Consider the following 24600-nt stretch of genomic DNA (forward strand, 5'->3'; position numbering starts at 1 on the left):
GGAGGGCATCGGTATGGCCGATGCCCTCCTGCAGATCGTTACTTCGCTACATCCATGCAGTAAGTAACGCAATGCCAAACACTTTTGAAATCTTTACCTTCATGCTGCCCACTGGTGGCTTCTGTATAAGTACCTTCCAACATATAACGGCCAGGCCATGCTGGCGAGAAAGTAATATCGCCCTGTTGTCCGGTCTTGAATTTTTTAGCCCATCCTTCAGGTGACTGAACAGTTACCTCGCCTTCTGCAGGCGCTGCCTTTTTGTAGCTCAACTGTACCTTTTCCGGCTGGTGGAGTTTGGGGGCTTTGCTATGATTTGCCAGCAGCGCAAAATCCGTATAACCCTGCACGTTATCAAGGCCTTTCAGAGAACCGTTCACTTTCACCAATCCCAGGGCATAGTAATGAATCTTACTTTCTCCATAAACAGCCTGCACCGTATGATCGATCGATAAAACATGTGTACCCGCTACCTTAGGGGTAAACGTAGCCTTGAAATGATTGCCATCCGGCACAACAGTCAGCGCTTCTTTTTGTCCGTCTGGTGTAACCAGGTACAGTGTAAATGCAGTCATATTGCTGAACCAGTTTTGTATAGAGTCGCGCTGGTTATCTGCATATTCACCCAGGAAAACTTTTACTTCCTGTGGTTGCCCGATTTTGCCGGTGGTAATGGTTTCTATCCAAAGGGCATGGGCAAACAGGGTTTGAAGGCTACAGCATAAAATAACAGAAAACAGGAATTTTTTCATTCGTATTTGATTTATATAGTAATGAGAATAATCAGCGGCAAAATTACCACTCCGGGGATAGGATTCGGGAGCCAATGAGGAAAATGATTTACGCAATCGGGAAAAATAATAGTAGTCGGAGATGAACTATTCCAGCGTTCCAAGGTATTGTGCAAATCTTTGCAGGTCCTGGTTGACAGATCTTACGGTAGATTGCAGTTCATTTAGCATGGAGGCGCGGGTATGCAGGTTATCCGCTTTATACGTGCCACCCCGTCCGAAAAAAAGTTGTTCATCGGAAGTGCTCAGAGGCCCGTCAAGATCATATTTCTCCCAGCGTTTCCGGATGCTCGCCGCCAGTGAAAACTGTCCGCTGTTGCTGAAATGTTTTTCTGTGAGTATATACCAGGTGAAGGATGGATAAATAGCAGAAGTATCTGGCGTGTACCAGATATCATGCAATACATTTCGTTCATGCGTTAACGTCATTTTCTTACGCGCAGCATTAATCGTCATGGTGCCCAGCCCGGCAGATAAAAGGCCGCCGCCGATCGCCACAGTGTTCTGCGGGCCATCGTTTTTGATTGCCACAGTAGCAATAGTCGTAATGGCGCCAACGATAATAGACGCTACGGTTAAGCGGGTGTTTCTCTTACTGTTGAAATTATCCAGGTACCGGGCCAGTTGATCCGCTTTTTCTCCTTCGCAATCCAGTTCAGCGGCTACGCCTGCAATTTCCATGGTGGCCAGTAACAACCGGTGATGGATTTGCGATCTGATTTCTGTCTTCCTCATACTGCCGGCCACCGAGCTATCGGCTACGAACGTTTTCAGGCGTTGTATAAGCGCAAGCGTACCGGTGGCATTGGCCATCAGTATTTCATGCGGCGGCATGCCTTTATTGGCGGCCAACAGTGAATCGGTATTGCTAACCGGGATAGAAGCAGGGTGACTATACGGCGCAGCCGGCGCGCAGTAGTCACCCGTGATATGCAGTGTTGTACTATTGATGACCTGGCCGGTTTTACAGGCTTGCAGCCAACAGCCGAACAGGCAGATCCAAAGCCACGGAAAGCAGATTGTTTTCATCTTCATTATTTAGCGTGATGACATCTCCTGTACTATCTACAAAAAAACAGGAGGGTTGTTCAACACTACTATCATTTACCGGTTTGTGATGGCATCTACTTTACCATCCACCAGGTGAATGGTTTGGTCGGACCTGGCGGCAATTTCTTCATCATGTGTTACCATCAGGATCGTTTGTCCTTTTTCTGCAGATAGTTTTTTAAACAGATCAAATACCACGGCTGAATTATAACTATCGAGGTTACCGGTTGGCTCATCTCCCATGATGATCAGTGGTTCGTTGATGAGTGCGCGGGCAATGGCTACCCGTTGTTGTTGTCCGCCGGAAAGGAGGGAGGCCCGCTTATGCGCCTGGTCGGCTACCCCCAGGAGTTTTAATAACTCCATAGCATGATGTTCGGTTTCAACAGGACTGTATTTTCTTAGCTTCAAGGCGGGCAGCATCACGTTTTTCAATACCGTAAATTCCGCCAACAGGTAATGAAACTGGAATACAAAACCGATATGATGATTCCTGAAATCGGCCAGCCAGGGATTACTTTTCCCGTGCATTTCTGCCTGGTTAATACAGATGCTGCCTTCAAAGTTCCTGTCCATGGTAGATAGCAGGTACAAGAGAGTAGACTTGCCACTACCGGATTTGCCGGTGATAGTAATGAACTTCCCTTTCTCTATATCAAAACTTACATCGGTGAGCACCTGCATTTTTGCCGGTTGCAGAAAATATTTATTGACATTTTTAATKGATATCAGCTGCATGGTTTAGCCTCTTAAAATGGTGATGGGATCTACCCGGGATGCTTTACGTGATGGCAGGTATCCCGCAAGGGTAGTGGTGATAATACCAAAAGAGAATCCGGTGATATAATACATCATGTCAAAGCTCACCGGCAAATGATCCAGGGTAATCATGACATCACTTTTGTAGGGCATTTTAGAAACACCCCAGGAGCAGAGAAATCCGAATACCAGTCCCAGTAAAGCCCCTGTGATACCAATGATCAGTGCCTGAATGAGAAATATCCAACGGATATCTGCATCAGAAAATCCCATGGCTTTCAGGATGGCGATATCTTTCATTTTTTCATAGATCATCATGGTGAGGATATTAAAGATGCCGAAACCTGCTACCAGCAGAATGGTAACGGCTACTCCATATACGATCATACTGCGTAATACGTCGCCCTGTAGAATGGCGGCATTGTCCTGTTTCCAGTCAGATCCCTGGTAGTCGTATTTCTGCTCCAGCTCCAGTGCCAGGGGTGGCGCCAGCTCCATATCATGCAATTTGATTCTGATATCAGTGATATAGGCAGCAGGTACGCCCAGAAAGCGTTGTACCGTATTCAAACTGGCATAGCTTTGTTGTTTGTCGATGTCTGTCATCCCGGTTTTAAAAGTACCTACCACGGTGACATAAAAACTGTTGCCATTTTCTGTTGTCAACGCCAGCCGGTCGCCGGTTTTTACATTCAGTTTTTTAGCAAGACCAACCCCCATTACAATACTGTTTGGCAGGGTGGATAGTTCCTTGAAGCTACCATCTATCAGTTTGGATTGCAGATTAAACAAGCTGTTTTCTGCCTCGAATTCAATACCGTTCATGATGCCATTGATAGTGCTGGAACCCAACCGGTAAAACACCTGTGTATGGATGGAGCCGGAGATAGCGCTGATGCGTGGATCCTGTTCCAGTGTTTGCACCACATGTTTACCGTCTTTCAAACTCGACAACACATCTTTGGGCCTTACGTGTTCTACTACGTTGATGGTGCTGGTGGACACGTTGTCGAGGATGGTACCGGGCGTAGTCTGTACTTCATTGTACAGGCGCAGGTGTGGAGACTGATCAAACGCAATTGCCCGGATGTATTCATTGGAGCCGGTAATAAAGCTCACCATAAATACAAATACCGTGATGCCGATGGTAACGCCTACCGTAGCAACGATGGTTTGTTTGAGCCGGCTGCGCATATGTGTAAGTGCGATGGATGCTGCCAGCTGTAAGTCCGTTAGTATTTTCATGGCTTACTCTTTTTTAGCGATGATGTCTCCGGCACGTAATCCGGCAGTAACCTCTACCCAGTCGCCGTTCTTGGCGCGGGTGCTGATGGCGGTTTTTTGTAGTACTTTTCCTTGTTGCAGGTATACGCTGTCGCCCTTTAGCAGGTATTCTGATGGTATCATTAAGGCGGTGATGTTTTCCCGGATAACGATATTGGCTTCTACAGAAGATTGTGGGTAGAAGGTGTTGCTATCCTGCACGGCGGCTTCTACCTGGAAGCTCCTGCTTTCTTTCTGGAGTACCGGAATAATTTTATCGATGCTGGCGGTAAACTGTTTGCCGGGATATACATCGGTTTCGAAATATACTTTTTGCCCGGGTTTAATTTTGCTGATATCGCGTTCATCTACCAGTAATTCCAGTTTAAATTTTCCGGGGAGACCTACGAGGAGAACAGGACTATTGAGTTCGACCAGTTCCCCTTCTTTTGGATACACTTTAAACACGCTGCCATCCACCGGACTTTTCAGTACTTTCCCTTCTCTGACCTGCTGACTGGCAGCAAACTGCTGGCGGCTTTGCAGGAGCTTATCTGTCAGTTCATTTTTTTGTGTGAGGTATCGTTGTTGTAAGGATTGGTAGTTACGCAGACTGTTAGCGGCATCCAGTCTTTTTTGTTCGGCGTCTTTTTCAGACACGGCTTTATCTTTGGCAAGATCTGTATACCGTGCTGCATTGACGGCATCCTGTTCATATTGTTGTTGTGCCTGTGCGATCTTTTCTTTCAACTCATTCAGCGGGGCGGATCCATCGGCCGCATTGCTGCCGGCGAGTGCCACCTGGCTGTGGCGTATATCCAGCTCCGTTAGCTGACCGGGTGTGCCGAGAACGGCCAGTACTTCATTTTTGCTGACGGTATCGCCTTCTTTTACTTTCAGTTGCAGGAGCAGATCTGTGCTGTTTGATTTCAGAAAATAATAAGCCTGTGGCATGATTTCGCCGGATGCATATACCGCTTCATTCAGCGAGCGTTGCTGCACCGTATGAGTAGCGTTTTTTTTCTTGCAGGCAATGGCCAGGGCAGCTATTCCTGCTATTATTAAAAGCTTTTTCATGCAAGGTTATTTGTTTTGTAAATAATTTATTTCCGTGTAATGCCTGAAGAAATCCATTCTGGCTTCGTTCAACTGCTCTTCTGCTTCGTAGCGTTCTTTCTGTACGTCTTTCAACTGTATCATATCAATGATGCCTTTGTTGATTTTCAGGGTGGAGAGTTGTTCATTTTCTGCTGCCAGCCGGATATTTTCCTGCTGTAGTTGTATGGTCCTGGCAGCCTGCTCCAGCAGTGATTTTTCTTGTTGGTATTTCTTTTCCTGTTCGGCAGTATAGTTTTTAAACTGGGACTCGGCAGCTTGCCGGCGGGCTTTTTCACTCCGGGGTTTATAGACGATGTTAGCGAACGATAAGGGCATGCTGAGATGCAAACCCACAAAGCCTACGGAGAACCAGGGAGAACGGGTGATGAAATTACTTTTATCGCCAAAGCCCAGTTGTTCCCAGGTACCTTTTATATGCAGTGCCGGGTACCTGGCCGATAAGGCCGTCCGATAATTTTGCTGCGCGATGCTTACTTTTAATTGTTCGGCTTCATAGTCGGGCAGTTGCTGTGCCGCAAATCCGTTGAGGGCGAGCGGAGGGAGCTGGCCTGCAGGTACGAGCAGGAGAGCGTCTTCCAGCGGAAAGCCCATCCAGAATTTCAGGTCCAGGTAACTTTGTTGTAATGCTGTAGTAGCTTTCCCGTTTTCCACTTCCCGGTTTTTCAGGAGGGTAGCGGATTGATTAAACGCTATTTTATCGGTCAGCCCTTTATTATACTGTAAGGTAATCAGCGCGTGAATATGCTGATAGTTTTCATACAGTTGTTGAGTAACGCTGGCGTATTCGGCTTGTTGCTGCGCACTGTAAAATGCGATGCGCACATTTTTCAGCAGTGTTTGCAAGAGGGCTTTGTAGTCACCTTGTTGCGCCTGTTGTTGTAAGCGGGCCAGTTTCATACGTTGCCAGGTTTGTACATCAAGTAGCGGGAGGTCCGCATCGGCGCCATAGGTACCCATCCAGGGTGTTCCCATTCTTACCGGGACGAAGGTGCCGGCAGGTTGGTCCACCAGCTCTCCCGGGAATACCTGTACAGGAATTTTCCAGTAGTTGTCTACGGATCCTTTCAGGGTGATTTCCGGAAGTAGTTGGGCGGTGGCTGCTTTGCGGTCCTCCGTTGCTGCTTGTATAGACTGGCGTTGGGAGAGAAGATGGTTGTTATGAACCGTGGCGTATTCCAGGCAGTTTTCGAGTGTCCATTGCGGAGCCGTGTTGCTGACGGGCATAGTTTGCCCTGTTGCTATCCGGACATGGATAGCCAACCATAGTAGTAGGATACCTGTTTTCATCTTATGTAATTGAATTTCTTTTAGTTCTGAATTAAAAGAACTAATGTTGACAAAAAAAACGGTTACTTGTTTTTCTTTTTTTCCTCCACTGTTCTTTTCCATCTTTCCAGGATCAACGGAATTTCGAACAGCATCATTTTGTATAGCGCTGATATTTCTTCCAGCTCATCGTTGAAGTCGTCATTGGCCTGTCGGATACTTCTTACGTCGTCGAGGATAGTATAAAACTCTTTTATCTTTTTAGACAGGTAATCTTCGCTGAACATTGTTTTTATGCTAATAGAAAAATAGCGCTTACGTTGCCCGCCAATGGTTTTGGCGTCTATCATTTTTACAGCTTCCAGCATTTTGAGCGCATTGGAAACGGCGCTTTTACTCACTCCAAAGTATTCCACCATTTGTTCAAAGGTGGCCTGATGTTGTTCACTCAGCATCAGGTACACAAATACCCTAGCCGCCACTGGTGTAAGCCCCATGGCTTCCATGGTAGCACTATGCTGTTCTATCTTTGCCCTGTATTTTTCCAATATCGTTTTTAATGTCCGGAAGTAAAGGTATAAAAGATATTTGGTTTTCTTTCGGGAGAACCAAATATTTTTAGGAGTCTGTGAAGGGCTGGAGAGAAAAGTTGTTTATCCTTCTTTTTGCCACCCACACTATTGGAAATTTAATGGCGCAGAGATTATTTGAAAAATTGGTTTTTATTCCTTTGACATTTTTATTTACCTTATTGCTTTGGATATCGTAAAAAAAGAAGCTCAAACATATGAACAATAACGCTACAGAAAGAGCTAAAATGCCGACAGGCGACAGCAGTGTTTTAGACAGCAGAAGTTTGACCAACAGCTATGCCACGCTGATTCCTGTTCTTCAGAAAGGGATGCGTGTGCTGGACGTTGGCTGTGGCACCGGGGCTATATCTGCCGGCATAGCAGCGGCAGTAGGGAACACCGGCACAGTGGTAGGGATAGACAGCAGCGCGCATCTGATTGCCAAAGGCAAAGATGATCACGCCGATCTTCCCCAACTGACATTAATAGAAGCGGATTTATTTACTTACGATCCTGCCGAAAAATTTGACCTTATCGTTTCAGCCCGTGTACTGCAGTGGTTGAGCAACCCCGCGGCCGCCCTGCTGAAATTCAAATCCCTGCTGAAACCCGGCAGTATCATTTCTATACTGGACTACAATCATACCCAGTTGGAATGGACGCCTGCGCCACCAGTGAGCATGCAGCAGTTTTATCAGGCATTCCTCGACTGGCGCGCAGATGCCGGCATGGACAACAATATGGCCGATCATCTGCCCGGTATCTTCGAAGAGCTGGGCTTTCACAATATCACCACTTTACCTGCCGATGAAGTGTATAAAAAAGGAACCCACTCCTTCGTGGAAAAAGTAGGCATCTGGACTAAAGTAGCTGAATTGAGAGGTCCGCAAATGGTGTCCAGTGGCTTTATTACAGAGACGGCACGTTTAACCGCGATCGCTGAGTATAATGCCTGGGTACATGAAGGCGCAGAAGAGATGGTGATGAAGCTGAAAGAGGTGAGGGCTACTATTTAAGGTAATTCATCAGATTGACGAATAAGAAGATAACATGCAGCAGTAAAAAAAGATAAGCGGGTAACAACAGCAGGTGCGTCATCACCGGCCACTTATCCGGGAGATCTTTTTTTATGGCTACATAAACCAATGCTCCGGTATATACCAGCAGCGGTACGAGTATTACTACCAATAGTCCCGGCGCAAAAACATCATCTCCTTTGCGGATATGGTATTGCACCAGGCCCACGTCCAGTATGGCTAGCGCAAGCACACTAAAAAATACCCATTTCATAGATAGCTAAATTACTTCACACTTTATTATGCAAACAAGAATATACTGGCTGGAGAAGTTCAGTAACGGCGCTGCATTAGGCATTATGCCACGGCCCCGTGGCAACGATTGGCTGGAGGGCGAAATCATGAGCCTGAAAAAACAAAAGGTAGGTGTGCTGGTGTCTTTACTGGAACCTGCCGAAATAAAAGAGCTGGAGCTGAAAAGAGAAGAAGCTGATTGCATCAAACATGGTATCCGGTTTATCAATTTCCCGATTCCAGATAGGAATGTTCCTGCAACAGGCAAGAATACAGAAACATTTATAACTTCCCTGGTGGCTGCTATTGATGCAGGGTACACTGTTTGTATTCATTGCAGAATGGGGATAGGCAGAGCATCTATTATTGCGGGGAGTGTATTACTTTTAAAAGGCACCCGGTTTGATGAGCTGATAGAAAAGATCAGCAAGGCACGTGGCCTGAAAGTGCCAGATACGGCGGAACAGGTAAAATGGTTGAAAGAAAGAAGTTAATAGCGTAGAGGTATCATCGCGGGTGCGTCCGCGTATAATTAATCCATACTTCCGCTATGATCGCATGCACCGTAAACCCAATCCAGAAAGCGGTCCCGAAAAACACCTGTGGCGACAAACCCGACAAAGCGAAGAACAGCACGATAATAGGTCGTACCGTACTTACAGCCAGTCCTACCGCAAAGGCCCGGATCATCCACTCCCGGTGCAACGGCAGGTTTCTGTGAATAATATGCCAGCAGGCTTTAATGAGCGATACCAGGAAAAAGATACTGAATAAGATACTTGCTGCTGCCTCGTTAACACCACCAATCGGCAACACGATAAAGGGCATACATAAGGCCGAAATTCCCACAATGTAAGCACATGCCACATATATTCTGCCACTGATGCGGTGAAAAGAGAGGTACCGCTCCCGGATCCCTGGCATGAATTGCCAGGGCCCCAGCAACATCACCATCATGCCGGGTAGTATATGCATGAGCGTTAGTACCGGATGATGACTGAAACCGGTATCGAAAGGCGCCGCGCCGGAAGGATTGAATGAAGCGATCAGCCCCGCCATGGCCAGGGTTCTTCTGATCACCATCGCAATGCCAACAGCAGTCAGAAAAAATACCCCGATACGTAATAGCAACGTTATTCTTTTGCGGTTCATAAGTCAGCTATATGATGAACCTAAATGTAATACTTGCCAGAAAAGCAGGGCATAGAAGTCTATATGCTGGGGCCTTTCCGCGACAGGAATGGGAAAAGCCGCGATATTACCGGTCAGTCCCTGTATCAAAACCGAACATATTAATAAAAAAGTGTTGCTTAAATTGTTGACCTGCATCTCCGCTGACCGTGGCATACTTTTTACGACCTTCGGATAGCTGATACTTACTGTCATGATAAGAAATTATTTCCGGATTGCCTGGCGTAATCTGATCCGTAACAAAACTTTTTCTACTATTAATATCATGGGACTCGCCCTCGGGGTGACCTGCAGCCTGTTAATGATACTATGGATACAGGACGAAAGAAGCATGGATCAATTTCATGCAAATGATGATTACCTGTACCAGGTATACATACGGCAATCGTATGATGGTAAAGTAGACGGAGGCTATCTTACACAGGGCCCATTGGCGGAGGCGTTGAAAAAAGAGGTGCCGGAAGTGGCGTATGCCAGCGGAATACAATTCTATCCACCGGTTGCTTTCCAGGCAAATGATAAAGTATTGAAAATGGCGGGTGGTTATGCCGGGGCCGACTTTCTCCGGATGTTTAGCTACCCCTTATTGCAGGGGACAAAAGAAACTGCGCTGAGTAAACCCGGTACCATTGCCATTTCCAGGCATATGGCCGAATTGTTTTTTGGCAGCCCGGAAAAAGCGATAGGACAGGTGATCCGGTATGAAGATACCACCAGCCTGGCTGTTAGCGCGGTATTTGAAGTGCCTGCCACTTCTTCCCAGCAATTTGATTTTCTCCGTACCTGGGATGATTTTGTAAAATCTAATGCGTGGGCAAAAACCTGGGGCAGTTTTAGTCCTGCTACGTATATACAACTCCGTGCCCGGGCAGACAGAGATAAAGTAGCAGCCAAAATAAAAGATTTCGTTTACAACTATCAGCCCAAGAACAAGGAGTCCTCTACGGAGCTGGGCTTGCAACGGTACAGCGAAAAGTACCTGCATAGCATGTTTGAAGATGGACAACCTGCGGGGGGCCGGATTTCCTACGTAAAGATGTTTACACTGCTGGTTATCTTTATCCTGTTGATTGCCTGTATTAACTTTATGAACCTGGCTACTGCCTACTCCGCCAAAAGAGCGAAGGAAGTAGGCGTGAGAAAAGTGGTGGGAGCAAGGCGCGGTGTATTGATTACCCAGTTCATTGGAGAGGCCATGTTATTGGCGGCCATTGCAACGGTAATTGCCGTATTGATAGCCGTCTTGCTAATACCTGCATTTAATCAGCTGAGCGGAAAACAACTCTCCATACCATTTGACAGTGTTGCTTTCTGGGGTACTTTAGCCGGACTGCTACTACTGACAGGCTTTGTAGCAGGTAGCTATCCTGCCCTGTTTTTATCTTCCCTGAATCCAACGAGGGTATTGAAAGGAGGTTTGAAATTCAGTAATGGCGCTACTTATTTTCGTAAAGGACTGGTGGTATTTCAGTTTACATTGTCTATTGCACTTATAGTAGGCATGATGGTGATCTACCGGCAAATGGATTATATACAAACGAAGAATCTGGGTTACGACCGGCAGAACCTTCTCTACATCCCCATTGAAGGAGAGCTGATCAGCAAATACGATGTATTTAAAGAGCAGGCTAGCAACTTACCCGGTGTACTGGCGATATCTAAAATGAAAGAAAACCCCACGGTGATTGAACATCATAAAGGTGGCATCAACTGGACGGGTAAGGCTCCTGATCAGGAAGTTTCCTTTGCGGATGCAGCAGTAGGCTACGATTTCGTAAAAACAATGCAACTGCAAATGCTGGATGGGCGCGATTTTTCAAGGGATTTTGGCAATGACTCAGGAAGTTATATTCTCAATGAGGCGGCCATAAAAAAAATCGGGTATACCAATCCGATAGGACAACCCTTTACGCTGGGAAATGTGCAGGGAAGAATTATAGGGGTACTGAAAGACTTCCACTTCACTTCCATGCATGAGGCGATAGCACCACTGGTGATTCGTTTGGACGAACGTCCTAAATGGGGCAACATCCTGGTGCGTACAGAAGCCGGTAAAACAAAGGCGGTGCTGGCAGGTCTGGCAGGTATTTGTAAAAATGTGAATCCTAACTTTCCTTTTACCTACCAGTTTTCTGATCAGGAATATACGAGGTTGTATAAGAGTGAAGAGATGGTGAGCCAACTATGTAACTACTTTGCTTTCCTGGCGATTTTCATTTCCTGTCTTGGTTTGTTTGGATTGGCCATGTTTACCGCAGCACAACGCACCAAAGAAATCGGTGTAAGAAAAGTGTTGGGTGCTTCTGAATCTAACATTTTTGTATTGCTTTCTTCCAGCTTCCTGCAGCCGGTGCTACTTAGTATGGCGATTGCTTTTCCGCTGGCCTGGTTTGCAATGAGTCAGTGGCTGAAACATTTTGCATATAAGGTTGACCTGGACTGGTGGATCTTTGGACTGGCCGGCGCGGTAACTATCTTCATCGCTTTGCTGACCGTTAGTTTCCAGAGCATCCGGGCGGCGCTGGCGAATCCCGTGAAAAGCCTGAAGTCAGAGTAAGGGCTGCCTGCTTTTGGGGTGCTAATTCCACGGAATTTGCTGAAATAGGCCCTACTGGCTATGGCACGTGGATTGCCGGTATGTTGGTAAACATACTGATTATGAAAGTACTTGGCATCATCCTGATTGTTGCGGGTATCGCAATGATCGTTTTCAGAGGATTCTCTGTTCAAACAGAAAAGAAAGTGGTTGATATAGGTCCTGTTGAAATTAATAAGAAAGAGAATAAGTGGATTGGCTGGCCTACCTATGCGGGTGGATTGGTGGCAGTGGCAGGTGTGGTGTTGCTGGTGGCCGGTAAGAAAAAAGATTAGCCGATAGGCAGATGTCCTGCAGTTTCGGACTCCTATGCTGAAATTGCAGGACATATGCCTCAGGCATATTCACGTATTCTGCTTTCCAGGTCTTCGATGAAGTCGTCTTCCCCGGCTCTTTCTGCATTGAATTTTCTCGCTTCACTAAAAAGCAGTTCCTTACTTAGTTCCAGCGACCATAATACATMCCGCCAGAAGAGCACTCTTTCTGCTGGTGTATGACAGGGGCCATCCACGTTATTCTTAAACCGATCCGGATCAATGATGAGTAAATCCTGGGCGGCAATGCCTACTTCTTTTGCTTTCGCTTCCAGCTGATCTCTTTGTTGCTGGTTATCGAACCAATGTTCACCATTATCGTTGTCCAACGCAAAGTAACGACCTATCCAGACTACTTCATTCCATTCTGTAAGACCGAGGTAATCGGACATTTTTTTGTAGGCCGGGTTCACTACAAAGCAGTCGAGGAAATCAATGTATTCGAAAATCCTGATTGTTTTCATGTAGCAGGTATTTTAGAAGAAGTGATAAAGTGTATCTTTACATTTGTAAAGATACATCATAACCCGATGGAAGTGTTGAAAGCCCAATCCTGAAAACCTTATTCCTGATGCCCGCAGCCGCTATTCACATCAAGTATCCTAAAGTAGATCTTATTCTTTGTGGTTCATTGTCAGCCCTGGGCGTGATCCTTTTACTGTGCAACATTCGCCGCTTTGATTATCCCTTTATTTTTTTTGGAGGAGCAGGTATGGCAGGGGGCCTCTTATTTGTAAGCTTGCATTTTTGGGTAGGCTTATGGCGTAATCAACCCGTGATGAAGATTGATGCCACCGGTATTTATTACCAAAAGCAAGTATGGACCTGGGACGCGGTCCTGAGCTTTCGAACGGTGGCAATATGCGCAAATACAAGTGGTGATGCCCAGGATCAACGTTTTTTAATGATTAAAAGCTGGGATAAAAAAAGAGACACTTCTATTTTTCTTACAGCCCTTAATGTGGATGAACATCAGGTGCGGCAATGGGTAAATGAGTATTGTCCGCTTCCCAAGCCCATTGATGAAGGACACTTTGAAGCTTAAGAGTGTTACAACTGTGCTTTTCTTCGCAGCCGGCTTAATGTTTCAGGTGTCATCCCCATCATAGAAGCGAGGTATTGCAGTGGTACCTGGTTGAACAGCTCGCCGTGCTGCTCCTGCATGGCTTTATATCGTTGCTCCGCTGTCATGGATAGCAGGTTAAAGACGCGGTCTTCCATCAGGTTAAAACAACGTGCGATGAACAGCTTTTCCAACAGGTGCCATTGAGGAAGATGCTGTCCTATATTGTTATAATCCTTTTTGTCGATCGTATAAAATTCGCAATCCGCTAACGCCACGATGTTCCATTTAGAAGGCTTGTCGAAGATGATGCCTGCAAGATCCGTCACAAAATATCCCTGGGAGGAAATCCATTGTGTGATTTCTTTATCTGCTGTGGTAGCATAGATTCGGAGCAATCCGGATTTATGAAAACTCAGTTTATCACATACGCGGCCGGCTCTCAGAAAGTATTCTCCTTTTGCCAGTGTAGTGAGTTGAAAAAAGGAAGTGATGCTGGCGATCTCTTCTTTCGGTACACCAAAGTAACCATTGATGTATTGTGCTAGTTCTGTCAACGGGTAATATTTTATCAGAAAGATAGGTGATTTCCTTACATAGATATACCCTGTTGAAAAAATATTATCTTCAACCTATATTGATTTTATATGCCGGCTTCAGATGTGTGACATATTAACACAGACGTTTTTAACGGGTTGTTTGACAAATACAAAACTGGTTGTACGGCTATATATTGTCGCTCACACATTCGGAGTACTATGCTGAAGAAATAACGCAGGAAATCTCTATTAAGATCCGGATTTTCCGCGACCTGCTGGCAAAAGCGGGAAACCTGGAACATTATCTCTTCACCATGGCCCGCAACCGTATCATTTCTTTTTATGGGAGCAGCAGTAGACAGGGAGCTGTTGCAGCATTTGGAGTCGCAGATGAAGTGATCCTCACCCGGAGCAGGTATATTCCAACTTACCACATGCGCCGGCCTATCCTTACCTGATACAGGTAACGGGCAGGGATGCCTATATTGTAAATGTGGGTACGAGGCTACGTATCGTGGCATAGACCTCTTCACCTACAAATGTGATAACCACTACGTAGACTTCGTGACGGGACACGTATACGGCCGGCCTTTCAAGGCCGGCGTATTCATTTTTTTACTAACTTCCCGGGCAAAAAAAGAGATGTCTACCTCTATCCTCGATACGACCAAAGATCCTGCTGTAAAAGCATTCATTGCCGGAAAAACGCCGGCCACACTGGCGCTGTTACATCACTTTGTAGAACAGTATGAAAAACTGGATAAGGTTTATCTGTATCCTACCAAATCTATGTTGGGAATAGGTATAGATGACCGGCGCGTGGCCTGGGTAACACAACTGGGGAAAAGCTTTGTGCATATTGTTTTCCCGTTTAAGAAAGCGTATACAGATAATCTGTGTTTTCAGAAAATAGCAGCCGTACCGGGCGATGCCCACCAGTTTAACCATCATTTCCGGATGTTACTGCCGGAAGATGTGAATGAAGAGGTTGTGAAATTTATGCGTTTGTCGCTAACATCAATCTGACTTTAACGACTTAACAGGATTGGCCATGGCGGCTTTGATAGATTGTATGCTTACGGTGAGCAGGGCAATGCACATGGTGAGTAGTCCCGCAATGGCAAACATCCACCATTGTATTTGTATACGGTAGGCGTAGTCCTGCAGCCAGCGGTTCATAATATACCAGGTGAGCGGGGTGGCGATGAGGATGGCGATGGCTACCAGTTTAACAAAATCTTTCGATAACAGGTTTACAATACTACCTATAGATGCGCCCAGCACTTTGCGGATACCTATTTCCTTGCTGCGTTTGGTGATGTTGTAAGCAGTGAGCCCTAATATACCTAAGCAGGTAATGAACAGGGTGAAGAAGGAAAATATTTCCACGATTTTTCCAAATTGCTGATCGGCTTTGTATTGTTCGTCAAATAATTCATTGAAGAAATGATATTCAAAAGGATATTCGGGATACTGTTCCTGCCAGAGCAACTGCATTTTCGCCAATGTCTGCTTAATATTTGCGGTATTTAATTTAGCGGCATAAAAGGTGCCTCCATTGTTGCGGTACCAGTGTATCATGGGGAGGATGGCGCCTTTTAATGATTGCTGATGATAATCTTCCACTACGCCAATGATGGTGCTGTAGCCCAAACTGGTCCAGGACAAGGTGAGCTTTTTCCCGATGGCGTCCTTGGGACTGCTGAAGCCGAACAAGCGACAGGCTTCTCTGCTGAGAATCATTTCATCATAGTTGGGAACACCTGCTCTGAAATTATTTCCTGCCAGCATTTTTATATTCATTACCGGGAGGAAATTTTCATCTACTCCATAAGCATAGAAAGTATAATTAAGACCTTTGTCGGAGCCCAGTTGGCTCACACCAGTGGTGGTGGAGAGGTCATGTAAGCTGGCTCCCGGCATTGCTTCTGCGGCCGTAATGTTTTCTACCTGTGGTAGTTGTGATACCTTGTTGAGGAAAGCATTGCTTTGCTGGCGGCGGATGGAATCCATTATTTTTCCTTGCCCGCTTGGCGCTCTGAGTATCAGTGTCTGATCGGTGCTAAGTCCCAGATCCTGACTCCGCATGTAAGAGAGTTGCCGGAAAACGATCAGCGAAGCGGACAATACAATTAAAGCCGCGGAGAATTGTCCCACTACCAATATTCTTCTGAATAAAATACTACCGGAAGAGGCGGTGAAAGATTTCCTGGTCACACTCACTGGTTTAACAGCGGACAACACCAGCGCCGGATATAGTCCGGATAACACACAGTTGAATACAAATAATGCGGCGGTGGTGAACCAGAAAAAGGAAGAATGGAAGAAATCTACTGTAATAGGCCGGCCTGTCAGTTGCACATATGCCGGCAGCAATACCTCTATCAGCACTAATGCCAGGACCAGCGATAGTAGATTTATCAGGATGGTTTCTGTCATGAATTGTTTCACCAGCGAAATCCGGGAGGAGCCCAGCGCTTTGCGCATACCGGTTTCTTTTGTTCTGTCGGCAGCCCGTGCGGTGGTGAGATTTATGTAGTTAACAGAACCTACCAGTAATACCAGTATGGCAATCACCAGCATGAACTGCACTGTTTTCAGATCACCGTTTTCTTCGGGTTCAAAAGATTTATGCGAAAGAAGGTGGATATCTTTCATAGGTTCCGCCTTATACCTATCCATCCTCAGTTTTTCTTTGGAGAGTTGCAGCAGCTTTTTATTAAATGCAGCAAGATCGGCATGCGGTACCAATTGCACGTAAGTATAATTATTATTGCCATTCCAACCTTGCATGTCGATACCCCGGCTGATTAAAGAAGTGAAGGATATAAGCAGATCAAACTTTAAATGGGTATTGGAAGGTATATCTTTTATTACGCTGGTGATGGTATAAGTCCAGTCACCATCCTGTAATAACCTGCCCACTGCGGTTTCATGGCCAAACATGCGCTGGGACAGTGATTGCGTGATGACGGCCTGCATTGGGGCTGTCAGTGCTGTGGCGGCATTGCCTTCTATAAAATCGTAATTGAAAACAGTGAACATAGAGGGGTCCACTGCATATGCATTATCTATCTTGAAAACTTTTCCATTGGATTTTACGGTGGGAATTTCTTCCATATGCTCTACCCGTACAAAGTCCACTACTTCCGGCATTTGTTTTTTGATGGTAGGCCCCAATGCCGGATGGGTTTCACAATCAGTTGTTATATATTCATTCCCTTTGTAGTTGTCCAGTGTAATGCGATAAAGATCATCTGTTTTTTTGTAAAAATTTTCATAGCTATATTCAAACCTCACGTAGTTGACGATAAACAGGAACGCCGCCGTAGCCATGGCCAGGCCCAGGATATTGATGACGGTGTAAAATTTGTCTTTCCTGAGATTGCGCCAGGCGATTTTCAGATAGTTTTTGAACATGCTTACTTCGTTTAATTGGCTGGCTTCCTGGTTACAAGAAAGCTGCCATATAACAATGCCGCTGCCAACGTATGTTTGGGCGAAGACTGTTTACCGGGAATGTCCGTTTTCGAACACTTTTGTCCGGTATCGGATTCTCTACACCACCTGCCGGTGTTTCTTCCGGTAGATGCCCGGGGTCATGCCGCGGTATCTTTTAAAGATCCTGGAAAGATGGCTTTCATCGGTAAAGTTCATCTCTGCGGCTATTTCGTTGATGCGCATATCACTGTACAACAACCGGGTTTCAATTAATTTGAGTTTGTAATCTATCAGGTATTCCTGTATACTTTTACCATAGTTTTTGGAAAAATATTCACCGAGATAATTGACAGATATATTAAACGTTTGTGCGATTACCGGCATTTTCAATAATGCCGGCTGATGAATATATTGTTGCAGATAGCTGATGATTTTCATCACAGAGGGCTTGCTGTTTTTTTGCACGGGGTCGGCGGCTTCCGCCATCAGCAGGTTGCGGGCAATGAGGTTAAACAGGATGGTAACAGATTGCCGGATGATGAGTAAATAGCCGGTGCCTTGCTGTTGTTGTTCCCGTATCATGCCTTCCATCAGCGCCAGTGCAAATGTTTCATCATTTTTATCCCTGAATAAACAGCCTGCTTTTGCATGATAGTTATGGAAGATGTATTCCGTTTTTTTCATCCAGTCACAATACTCTATTTGTTCCGCTTCATTTTTCAGTTGCAGTAACGACCCTTCCGAAAAACGAATAGACACAAACCGGGTGCGTGTTTCCATGTAAAGTTTGTGTTTGTCTTCCGGAATCAGGAAAAATATTTTACCCTTATTATACTTATACGTATTGCCATTCACCCATTGTATGCCTTTCCCTTCCTGTATGTATATAAGCTCAAAAAAATGACGATTTCTCGGTGCATACAGCGACGCTTCTTTTTCCTGCAATAAGATCTCAATGGGTCGTCCCATGTCTTTTGTTGCCATCCTGCAAAAGTACAGTACAAACCTCTCAGCGTACAATTTATTTTCCAGTGGTCTGGTCGTCCTTTGCACTTATAAATCAACAGAGGGTATGGATACAATATTAAGAGAGGTGCCGTCAACACCGGCGGTGGAGGCTTATCCCCGGAGATGGCAGGCTTTGGTGGTGTTGTTGATGGGCGCATTTTTATCGCCATTGGATTTCTTTATTGTAAATGTAGCGCTGCCGGCCATTAAAGCGGGGTTACATGCCAGTGCCGGGCAGTTGCAATTTGTGGTGGTGGCTTATGGGGCTACCTATGCAGTGCTGGTGGTAACGGGTGGGCGACTGGGAGATATTTACGGCAGAAAACGGATGTTTGTCGGAGGTATGCTGTTGTTTACGATATCTTCTGCGGCATGTGGTGTGTCGTCCAATATTCACCTGCTGATAGCAGCGCGGACGGTACAGGGCATGGCTGCGGCGGTGCTTGCGCCGCAGGTACTGTCTTCTATCCGGATTATTTTTCCCCCCGCAGAACAGGCGAAGGCGATGGGACTTTTCGGCGCTACTTTCGGTCTGGCATCTATTGCAGGGCAGTTGTTGGGTGGAGTGCTGATGCGTGTAAAGCCATTTGGATTTACCTGGGAATCGGTGTTTATGATCAATATACCGGTGGGGCTGCTCACCATATTGCTGGCCTTTTTTGTATTGCCGGAAACACGCAATTCTAAACGGCCGGCACTGGATATTCCGGGGATGTTCCTGATTTCAGGGGTGCTGTTTCTGTTGATTTATCCACTCATTGCAGGGAGAGAGGCCGGCTGGCCATGGTGGGTGTTTGTCGCTATGGGCATGGCTGTGCCGGTGTTGTGGCTATTTATACGCACGGAAAAAAGAGCGGTGTCGCGGTATAAAGATCCGTTGGTAGACCTGGCGTTATTCCGCGACCAGCACTTTGTGACCGGGTTGGGTATCATCTTTCTATTTAATACTACTGCCGCTTTTTTCATGGTGTACCCGGTATACCTGCAGAATGGGTTGCAATACGATGTGCTGCGGGCCGGCATGGCGGTATTACCTTATGCCGCCGGATTCTTCCTTGGGCCGTTTAGCAGTTCCTTGCTGGCGCGGCGCCTGGGCAATGCTATTGTATTATTGGCGCTGGCCTTGCTGGCGTTGGGTTTTGGGATGGTCATAGTAAGTATCTCTCTGCAGGCAATTCCTGGAATTTTATTGTATAGTGGGTTGTTGCTGGCGGGAATAGGCCATGGCATTGTGTTGCCATCGCTGGTACGTATTACCCTCGCGCCGGTAATGAAGGAAAAAGCTGGTATGGCGGCAGGTGTGGTCAGTACGGCCATACAAATGGGCAGCGCAGTAGGCGTTGCCGTTATAGGCACTATATTTTTCAGTGTGCTGGGTAGCAACGGTTCTTTCAGCGCTGCTTTTGTGGTGGCGCTGAGTTGCCTGACAGGCGTATATCTGCTGGCATTTGCACTAACACTTCGGCTTAATAAAATAAAAATATAAAATGGATTTTAACACACGCGCACAACAGGAGATTCATGATTTTAATGATGCTATCAGCAAATGGTTCAGAGGTACTATTCCTGCCGATGCGACGCATGAAGTATTACAACGCCTGCACCCGGACTTTAGCATGGTAGCGCCGGATGGCAGTGTGAAAACATACGCCGACCTGGCAGCATGGCTGCCATCGGTATATGGTAAGCGGCCGGATTTTGTGACGGCGGCTACGGAGGTAATCACCCGTTTTATAACAGAGGAGGTGGTGGTGATCACCTACCGGGAAACACAGAAGGCAGCGGGCATTATCAACAACAGAATGTCCAGTGTATTATTTATTTCGGGAGAAGATAACAACCTACAGTGGCGGCATTTGCAGGAAACCTGGATATAGTTGCCGGTTAACTAAATAAGGAATCTTATATTTATGAAGTAAGCCCATTCCTTGTTTAAAAAATCGCGGTATGAACAATCACCTCCGGCCAGCTTCGAGAAATATGATTGAGTCCATCCTGGTACTGTTACTATTGCTGGCGTTGCTGCTGGCACTCTACCAGGTATTGCACTTATTTTTTGGGGTGCTCACCTTTGCACTGATCTTCTCTGTTTCTTTTCATCCGCTGTTTGAGAAGATGGTACGTTGGTTTGGGGGCCGGCGGAAACTGACGGCTACTATATACGCCATTGTGCTGGTGGCTATCATTGCTTTACCAGTTACTTATATTATTGCGGAGATGAGCTCGCATATACGGGATTCGCTGCATTGGATAAAGGATGTACGGGAGAACGGACTGCCGCCACTACCGGCCTGGGTGGTAAATTTACCTTATGTAGGAGCAGAAATCAATGCATTCTGGCAGCATTTGCAGGAAAGCCCTAAGGAAGCTTTGAATACACATGAACAGCCCGTGAGGATGGTGTTGAATCATGTGGTAAGCAGCGGGGCTGGTATTTTGGGAACAGCCGTACAACTGATCATTGGCATCATCATTTCTGCCTTTTTCCTGGTCGGCGGCGAAAAGGCAGTCAGGCCTATCAGGGCGGCAGCACAGCATCTGCTGGGCCGTAAAGATGGTGCCGATCTGCTGAATGCCACCACCATGGCAGTGAAAGGGGTATCTATCGGTGTAATGGGTACTGCATTTATAACTGCCGTGGTAGCCTGGATAGGACTCACTATTGCAGGCATTCCATTCGCATTGGGACTGGCAGCCCTGATATTTTTCCTGGTGGTGATACAAATAGGACCCCTCGTGGTTTGGGTGCCGCTGACCATCTGGATGGCCACACAGGGGCATCCGGGCATGACCATCTTCCTGGCCATTTACGGCGCCGGTATCCTGATAGGAGAAGCTATCCTGAAACCCGTGCTGATAGCCAGAAGTGGCAAACTACCTTTCCTGGTGTTGTTTATAGGGGTAATAGGTGGCGTGGCTGCCTGGGGCTTTACGGGCATGTTCAAAGGCGCCATTATTGTGGCAGTTTTCTATACTATCTTCAATTCCTGGCTGGAACGTAAAGATGGTACAGAACGTAAAGAGACAGTGCATGCTGCAGAATAGATAGTAACTTCGCGGAAATCATCCGATCCATAAATTATGAAAGCTGCTACTATCAGCGAAATAAAAAAAGAACTGAATACACTGGCGCCGGCAGAACTGGCGGCCCTGTGCCTGCGACTGGCCAAATATAAAAATGATAATAAAGAGCTGCTTACCTATCTGATGTTTGAGGCGCATAACGAACAAGGATATGTGGAATCTGTGAAAGCGGAGATAGATAACGGGTTTGCAGAAATGGCCGGCGATAAATTATACCATGCTAAAAAGCGGTTGAGAAAAATACTGCGTATAACGAATAAGCATATACGCTATACCGGCTCCAAACAAGCCGAAGCAGAACTCCTGATCTATTTCTGTACTAAAATGAAATTGGCAGGTCTGTTATCTTCCTATAGTGTTCAATTAAATAACCTCTATGAGCAACAACTGAAAAAAATCGGGAAGGTGATTGCCGGGCAGCACGAAGACCTGCAATATGACTACCAGCAGCAGTTGAAGAAATTAGCCGGGGAAGACGAATAACCACCCAGCCAGTGACACGATTACTTCACAAGCGCCGGTGCATGTACCGCTTTATCCGATTTACCCCACTGCCACAATTGTTGAAATACCGTCCGGAGAGATTCGCCGCGTTCTGTTAAACGATATTCTACTTTCAGCGTTGCCTCCTCATAAGGGATGCGATGCAGCAGCTCCCGCAGCTCCAGTTCCTTTAACTCTGCTGTCAGCATCCGCTCTGTAATAATAGGAATGGCTTTCTTGATTTCACCGTACCGGCAAACACCGGAAAACAGCTGATGCAATATCATCGGCTTCCACCGCCCTTCAATGAGCGCCAGTGTATAAGAGATGGGGCAGGCGGCAATGATCTTCTGCCTGTTTTCAAAATTGGTAGATTGTAGCTTTCTCATAGGGCACTTTTTACGTTTTCACCAGACCCGAACATTTTTGTTCGTTATTGTAAAAGTAAAGATCCCAACGGACATTTGTATTCATATCCGTAATGGATATACGATAAAAAAAGTATTTATGAAAAGCTACCATGTAAACTTAGGTGCAGGATTATCCGGACTTACCCTGAAAGAACATCAGATACCAACTCCTGGCCCCAACGAAGTGCTGATCCAGGTGAAAGCCAGCTCACTCAACTATCGTGAAATCATGATCCTGAAAGGATTTTATCCGTTACCTGTAAGGCCGGATGTGATACCGCTATGCGATGGGGCCGGAGAAGTAGTGGGGATTGGCGATGCTGTTACCAGGGTAAAAATTGGTGATCGCGTTATGGGACAGGTGTTCCCCGACTGGGTAGATGGCCCTTTTGCTTTAGAATATGCCGCACAGCTGGGCGGATCGATGAACGGTATGTTAACCCAATATGCGGTGCTACCGGAAAATGCCGTGTTGCAGATACCTCCTCACTTATCTTATATAGAAGCAGCAGCATTGCCCTGTGCCGGCTTAACTGCCTGGAACGCACTTACAGGCGGTCGCGGACTGGTAGCTGGTGAAACAGTGCTGACACTGGGTTCCGGTGGCGTGTCATTATTTGCATTACAACTGGCTAAAGCAGCAGGCGCCCGCGTTATAGCTACTACTTCCGGGGAAGAAAAAGCAGCAAAATTGAAAGCCCTCGGCGCAGATGAAGTCATTAATTATGTGACACAACCCGACTGGCACCTGGCAGTACGTGAGCTGACGGGTGGTCAGGGTGTAGATCATGTGGTAGAAGTAGGTGGTGCAGGTACTGCAGAAAAATCAATCCGCTCCGCAGCTATGAATGGAGAAGTAGCTATGATTGGCAGTGTGGCGAACGAACCTACGTTATTTAACATTAACCTTATCCTGTACGGCATGGTAAACGTAAGACCCGTGGCCATCGGCAGTAAGGCGCAGTTTATAGAAATGAGCAAAGTCATCACCGTAAATAAGGTAAAGCCGGTGATAGATCGCGTTTTCCATTTCAACGAAGCAGCAGACGCATTTACTTACTATATGCAGGGCAAATACTTTGGCAAAGTGCTGATTGATCATACTGCGCTTTAGAATGCTTCGGCGAAATTAATATAGAATCCCTGCCAGCCACCAGGACCGAAGCCCATATCGAAACGTAGGTTGGTATTATTTTTACTGTCCACACGGATACGTAGTCCGAGGCCATAGGAAAGGTGGAAGCTATCGAGCGATAAGTCGCTGTAGCTGTTGGCTACGCGGCCGGTACCCGCCCAGGCAGTGGCACCAAAAATGTTCCAGATAGGGGCGCGATATTCTACCTGGGCATCTACCAATACATTATCCCGGTAGGCGCCCATGTAGTAACCCCGCATTTTGTTGTCGCCTCCCATTGCTGCCAACTCATAAAAAGGTACATCTCCTTCAGTATAGGTAGTGGTAGCCTGTAAGGCGATCACATGTTTCAGCCAGGGATGGAAATATTTACGCAGATCTATATCGAGCCGGGTAAACTGGTAGGCGCTGCCCAGGAAGGCCGGATGAAACAGCAGCGTGCCAATAGCATATGCCCCTTTCGAAGGATTGTAACGGCTATCCCGGCTGTCGTAGGCCGTAGAAAGACCAACACCTACTGTCAGTCCACCTTTCAGCCCAGGTACATTGTCCCGGATCAGGAAGCTGTTGCTATCCGGTTGTATGCTGAAGTAATCCGATACTGTGACAGCAGCCCCGGCATAAAAGTTTTTAAACCATTGCTGCAACGCTGTGGCAGAGAACTGGAAACGGCTGTACTGCACTTCTTCGAAAATATTTTTAGAGATATCTTTGCCAATACCGTAAATAAATTCCGGTTGCTTTTTGTAATTGATATAGGCCATGATCACATACTTGTTTTCCTTCAGCACCATTTCGGTAGAAACAGAAGCATTGATGCGGCCATTGGTGGATAGGGTAAAGACTTCCGATAACCTGGAAGGTTTGGAGATGGTATCTTTTTTAGAAAAATGTAACAGGTTATATTTTGCCAGCCCGAAAATATGCCCCGCTTCTGTTGTATAGGAGTAGAGTGGCACCGGGATGATCTTAAAAAGGGTTTCTGCCTTTTTGTTGAAGCGATCAAATTTAGAAAGTGCCTTCCTGTGGATGGTATCTGTAGTGTAAGTGGTGTCTGTTTGAGCCTTGGATGGGAAATAGATACAGATCAACAACAGGGTAAGCAGGAAGGGGCGATATGGATATTTTGGAGTATGGATCACGGTCAGAAATTTAAAAGACCATCGGTTGGTTCCCCGATGGTCTTTCTATATTTCATTAAACATG

The 24600-nt window shown here is 46.2% G+C and carries 27 protein-coding genes; 12 read left to right on the top strand and 15 right to left on the bottom strand.

The features are described from left to right. Positions 1–38 precede the first annotated feature (38 nt). The 7 genes from AC1DCV_RS30510 to AC1DCV_RS30540 form a co-directional block, all read right to left on the bottom strand. Complete coding sequence (locus tag AC1DCV_RS30510) at positions 39–752, bottom strand: hypothetical protein (protein ID WP_477026710.1); 714 nt, start codon at positions 750–752, stop codon at positions 39–41. 126 nt (positions 753–878) lie between these two features. After that, a complete protein-coding gene (locus AC1DCV_RS30515; protein WP_477026711.1) occupies positions 879–1820 on the bottom strand; it encodes a hypothetical protein in 942 nt (313 codons plus the stop codon). A gap of 75 nt (positions 1821–1895) precedes the next feature. Next, on the bottom strand, positions 1896–2579 hold the full coding sequence (locus AC1DCV_RS30520; RefSeq protein WP_477026712.1) for an ABC transporter ATP-binding protein: 684 nt from the start codon (positions 2577–2579) through the stop codon (positions 1896–1898). Positions 2580–2582: 3 nt separating this feature from the next. Further along, positions 2583–3845, bottom strand: a complete 1263-nt coding sequence (locus tag AC1DCV_RS30525) for an ABC transporter permease (RefSeq protein ID WP_477026713.1) — start codon at positions 3843–3845, stop codon at positions 2583–2585. A 3-nt stretch (positions 3846–3848) separates the two neighbouring features. Beyond that, positions 3849–4940, bottom strand: a complete 1092-nt coding sequence (locus AC1DCV_RS30530) for an efflux RND transporter periplasmic adaptor subunit (RefSeq protein ID WP_477026714.1) — start codon at positions 4938–4940, stop codon at positions 3849–3851. Between the two features lie 6 nt (positions 4941–4946). Continuing rightward, a complete protein-coding gene (locus AC1DCV_RS30535) occupies positions 4947–6269 on the bottom strand; it encodes a TolC family protein (protein WP_477026715.1) in 1323 nt (440 codons plus the stop codon). Between the two features lie 62 nt (positions 6270–6331). Next, the gene (locus AC1DCV_RS30540; protein WP_477026716.1) at positions 6332–6796 is read right to left on the bottom strand and encodes a GbsR/MarR family transcriptional regulator; all 465 of its coding nucleotides are present in this window, start codon (positions 6794–6796) and stop codon (positions 6332–6334) included. A 239-nt stretch (positions 6797–7035) separates the two neighbouring features. Between AC1DCV_RS30540 and AC1DCV_RS30545 the strand changes: the two genes are divergently transcribed. Further along, positions 7036–7836: a class I SAM-dependent methyltransferase gene (locus AC1DCV_RS30545; protein WP_477026717.1), complete on the top strand. Its 801-nt coding sequence runs from the start codon at positions 7036–7038 to the stop codon at positions 7834–7836. On the opposite strand, the gene AC1DCV_RS30550 is transcribed toward AC1DCV_RS30545, so the two are convergent. Beyond that, entirely contained in the window at positions 7829–8110 is a 282-nt protein-coding gene (locus tag AC1DCV_RS30550; protein ID WP_477026718.1) for a hypothetical protein, read from the bottom strand. The two genes, AC1DCV_RS30545 and AC1DCV_RS30550, sit on opposite strands and share 8 nt — an antisense overlap. 28 nt (positions 8111–8138) lie before the next feature. Between AC1DCV_RS30550 and AC1DCV_RS30555 the strand changes: the two genes are divergently transcribed. Continuing rightward, positions 8139–8624, top strand: a complete 486-nt coding sequence (locus AC1DCV_RS30555) for a phosphatase domain-containing putative toxin (protein WP_477026719.1) — start codon at positions 8139–8141, stop codon at positions 8622–8624. 13 nt (positions 8625–8637) lie between these two features. Here the strand turns inward: AC1DCV_RS30555 and AC1DCV_RS30560 are convergent, their stop codons facing one another. Then, on the bottom strand, positions 8638–9282 hold the full coding sequence (locus AC1DCV_RS30560; RefSeq protein ID WP_477026720.1) for a DUF2306 domain-containing protein: 645 nt from the start codon (positions 9280–9282) through the stop codon (positions 8638–8640). 232 nt (positions 9283–9514) lie between these two features. On the opposite strand from AC1DCV_RS30560, the gene AC1DCV_RS30565 reads away from it, so the two are divergent. Then, a complete protein-coding gene (locus AC1DCV_RS30565; RefSeq protein WP_477026721.1) occupies positions 9515–11878 on the top strand; it encodes an ABC transporter permease in 2364 nt (787 codons plus the stop codon). A gap of 101 nt (positions 11879–11979) precedes the next feature. Next, positions 11980–12192 carry a hypothetical protein gene (locus AC1DCV_RS30570; RefSeq protein WP_477026722.1) on the top strand — a complete coding sequence of 71 codons (213 nt, stop codon included), beginning with the start codon at positions 11980–11982 and terminating at the stop codon, positions 12190–12192. A 59-nt stretch (positions 12193–12251) separates the two neighbouring features. Here the strand turns inward: AC1DCV_RS30570 and AC1DCV_RS30575 are convergent, their stop codons facing one another. Then, positions 12252–12695 carry a hypothetical protein gene (locus AC1DCV_RS30575; protein ID WP_477026723.1) on the bottom strand — a complete coding sequence of 148 codons (444 nt, stop codon included), beginning with the start codon at positions 12693–12695 and terminating at the stop codon, positions 12252–12254. A 107-nt stretch (positions 12696–12802) separates the two neighbouring features. On the opposite strand from AC1DCV_RS30575, the gene AC1DCV_RS30580 reads away from it, so the two are divergent. Continuing rightward, the gene (locus tag AC1DCV_RS30580; protein ID WP_477026724.1) at positions 12803–13276 is read left to right on the top strand and encodes a hypothetical protein; all 474 of its coding nucleotides are present in this window, start codon (positions 12803–12805) and stop codon (positions 13274–13276) included. 5 nt (positions 13277–13281) lie between these two features. On the opposite strand, the gene AC1DCV_RS30585 is transcribed toward AC1DCV_RS30580, so the two are convergent. Next, the gene (locus tag AC1DCV_RS30585) at positions 13282–13851 is read right to left on the bottom strand and encodes a Crp/Fnr family transcriptional regulator (RefSeq protein ID WP_477026725.1); all 570 of its coding nucleotides are present in this window, start codon (positions 13849–13851) and stop codon (positions 13282–13284) included. Between the two features lie 161 nt (positions 13852–14012). Between AC1DCV_RS30585 and AC1DCV_RS30590 the strand changes: the two genes are divergently transcribed. Beyond that, entirely contained in the window at positions 14013–14291 is a 279-nt protein-coding gene (locus AC1DCV_RS30590; protein WP_477026726.1) for an RNA polymerase sigma factor, read from the top strand. A gap of 184 nt (positions 14292–14475) precedes the next feature. Further along, a complete protein-coding gene (locus tag AC1DCV_RS30595) occupies positions 14476–14859 on the top strand; it encodes a hypothetical protein (protein ID WP_477026727.1) in 384 nt (127 codons plus the stop codon). Here AC1DCV_RS30595 and AC1DCV_RS30600 read toward each other — a convergent pair. Both AC1DCV_RS30600 and AC1DCV_RS30605 read right to left on the bottom strand, forming a co-directional pair. Continuing rightward, complete coding sequence (locus AC1DCV_RS30600; RefSeq protein WP_477026728.1) at positions 14851–17253, bottom strand: ABC transporter permease; 2403 nt, start codon at positions 17251–17253, stop codon at positions 14851–14853. The genes AC1DCV_RS30595 and AC1DCV_RS30600 overlap by 9 nt on opposite strands. Positions 17254–17391: 138 nt before the next feature. Further along, a complete protein-coding gene (locus AC1DCV_RS30605; protein WP_477026729.1) occupies positions 17392–18258 on the bottom strand; it encodes an AraC family transcriptional regulator in 867 nt (288 codons plus the stop codon). Between the two features lie 88 nt (positions 18259–18346). On the opposite strand from AC1DCV_RS30605, the gene AC1DCV_RS30610 reads away from it, so the two are divergent. The 4 genes from AC1DCV_RS30610 to AC1DCV_RS30625 all read left to right on the top strand — a co-directional run bounded on the left by AC1DCV_RS30610 (position 18347) and on the right by AC1DCV_RS30625 (position 21849). Next, entirely contained in the window at positions 18347–19768 is a 1422-nt protein-coding gene (locus AC1DCV_RS30610) for an MFS transporter (RefSeq protein WP_477026730.1), read from the top strand. Between the two features lies 1 nt (position 19769). Continuing rightward, positions 19770–20159: a hypothetical protein gene (locus AC1DCV_RS30615; RefSeq protein WP_477026731.1), complete on the top strand. Its 390-nt coding sequence runs from the start codon at positions 19770–19772 to the stop codon at positions 20157–20159. Positions 20160–20229: 70 nt separating this feature from the next. Continuing rightward, the gene (locus AC1DCV_RS30620; protein WP_477026732.1) at positions 20230–21327 is read left to right on the top strand and encodes an AI-2E family transporter; all 1098 of its coding nucleotides are present in this window, start codon (positions 20230–20232) and stop codon (positions 21325–21327) included. Positions 21328–21363: 36 nt separating this feature from the next. Beyond that, positions 21364–21849, top strand: a complete 486-nt coding sequence (locus tag AC1DCV_RS30625; protein ID WP_477026733.1) for a hypothetical protein — start codon at positions 21364–21366, stop codon at positions 21847–21849. 20 nt (positions 21850–21869) lie between these two features. Here AC1DCV_RS30625 and AC1DCV_RS30630 read toward each other — a convergent pair whose 3' ends face one another. Next, positions 21870–22238, bottom strand: coding sequence for a winged helix-turn-helix transcriptional regulator (locus AC1DCV_RS30630; RefSeq protein ID WP_477026734.1), 369 nt, complete (start codon positions 22236–22238; stop codon positions 21870–21872). A 118-nt stretch (positions 22239–22356) separates the two neighbouring features. On the opposite strand from AC1DCV_RS30630, the gene AC1DCV_RS30635 reads away from it, so the two are divergent. Continuing rightward, on the top strand, positions 22357–23373 hold the full coding sequence (locus tag AC1DCV_RS30635) for a zinc-dependent alcohol dehydrogenase family protein (RefSeq protein ID WP_477026735.1): 1017 nt from the start codon (positions 22357–22359) through the stop codon (positions 23371–23373). On the opposite strand, the gene AC1DCV_RS30640 is transcribed toward AC1DCV_RS30635, so the two are convergent. After that, positions 23370–24536: a BamA/TamA family outer membrane protein gene (locus tag AC1DCV_RS30640; protein ID WP_477026736.1), complete on the bottom strand. Its 1167-nt coding sequence runs from the start codon at positions 24534–24536 to the stop codon at positions 23370–23372. The two genes, AC1DCV_RS30635 and AC1DCV_RS30640, sit on opposite strands and share 4 nt — an antisense overlap. Positions 24537–24600 lie beyond the last annotated feature (64 nt).

The organism is Chitinophaga sp. 10T418, assembly GCF_056394125.1.

Coding starts and splice junctions, on each gene's coding strand:
- AC1DCV_RS30510 (WP_477026710.1), bottom strand. CDS start 752: ATGAAAAAATTCCTGTTTTCTGTTATTTTATGCTGTAGCCTTCAAACC.
- AC1DCV_RS30515 (WP_477026711.1), bottom strand. CDS start 1,820: ATGAAAACAATCTGCTTTCCGTGGCTTTGGATCTGCCTGTTCGGCTGT.
- AC1DCV_RS30525 (WP_477026713.1), bottom strand. CDS start 3,845: ATGAAAATACTAACGGACTTACAGCTGGCAGCATCCATCGCACTTACA.
- AC1DCV_RS30530 (WP_477026714.1), bottom strand. CDS start 4,940: ATGAAAAAGCTTTTAATAATAGCAGGAATAGCTGCCCTGGCCATTGCC.
- AC1DCV_RS30535 (WP_477026715.1), bottom strand. CDS start 6,269: ATGAAAACAGGTATCCTACTACTATGGTTGGCTATCCATGTCCGGATA.
- AC1DCV_RS30545 (WP_477026717.1), top strand. CDS start 7,036: ATGAACAATAACGCTACAGAAAGAGCTAAAATGCCGACAGGCGACAGC.
- AC1DCV_RS30550 (WP_477026718.1), bottom strand. CDS start 8,110: ATGAAATGGGTATTTTTTAGTGTGCTTGCGCTAGCCATACTGGACGTG.
- AC1DCV_RS30555 (WP_477026719.1), top strand. CDS start 8,139: ATGCAAACAAGAATATACTGGCTGGAGAAGTTCAGTAACGGCGCTGCA.
- AC1DCV_RS30560 (WP_477026720.1), bottom strand. CDS start 9,282: ATGAACCGCAAAAGAATAACGTTGCTATTACGTATCGGGGTATTTTTT.
- AC1DCV_RS30565 (WP_477026721.1), top strand. CDS start 9,515: ATGATAAGAAATTATTTCCGGATTGCCTGGCGTAATCTGATCCGTAAC.
- AC1DCV_RS30570 (WP_477026722.1), top strand. CDS start 11,980: ATGAAAGTACTTGGCATCATCCTGATTGTTGCGGGTATCGCAATGATC.
- AC1DCV_RS30580 (WP_477026724.1), top strand. CDS start 12,803: ATGCCCGCAGCCGCTATTCACATCAAGTATCCTAAAGTAGATCTTATT.
- AC1DCV_RS30595 (WP_477026727.1), top strand. CDS start 14,476: ATGTCTACCTCTATCCTCGATACGACCAAAGATCCTGCTGTAAAAGCA.
- AC1DCV_RS30600 (WP_477026728.1), bottom strand. CDS start 17,253: ATGTTCAAAAACTATCTGAAAATCGCCTGGCGCAATCTCAGGAAAGAC.
- AC1DCV_RS30605 (WP_477026729.1), bottom strand. CDS start 18,258: ATGGCAACAAAAGACATGGGACGACCCATTGAGATCTTATTGCAGGAA.
- AC1DCV_RS30610 (WP_477026730.1), top strand. CDS start 18,347: ATGGATACAATATTAAGAGAGGTGCCGTCAACACCGGCGGTGGAGGCT.
- AC1DCV_RS30615 (WP_477026731.1), top strand. CDS start 19,770: ATGGATTTTAACACACGCGCACAACAGGAGATTCATGATTTTAATGAT.
- AC1DCV_RS30620 (WP_477026732.1), top strand. CDS start 20,230: ATGAACAATCACCTCCGGCCAGCTTCGAGAAATATGATTGAGTCCATC.
- AC1DCV_RS30625 (WP_477026733.1), top strand. CDS start 21,364: ATGAAAGCTGCTACTATCAGCGAAATAAAAAAAGAACTGAATACACTG.
- AC1DCV_RS30630 (WP_477026734.1), bottom strand. CDS start 22,238: ATGAGAAAGCTACAATCTACCAATTTTGAAAACAGGCAGAAGATCATT.
- AC1DCV_RS30635 (WP_477026735.1), top strand. CDS start 22,357: ATGAAAAGCTACCATGTAAACTTAGGTGCAGGATTATCCGGACTTACC.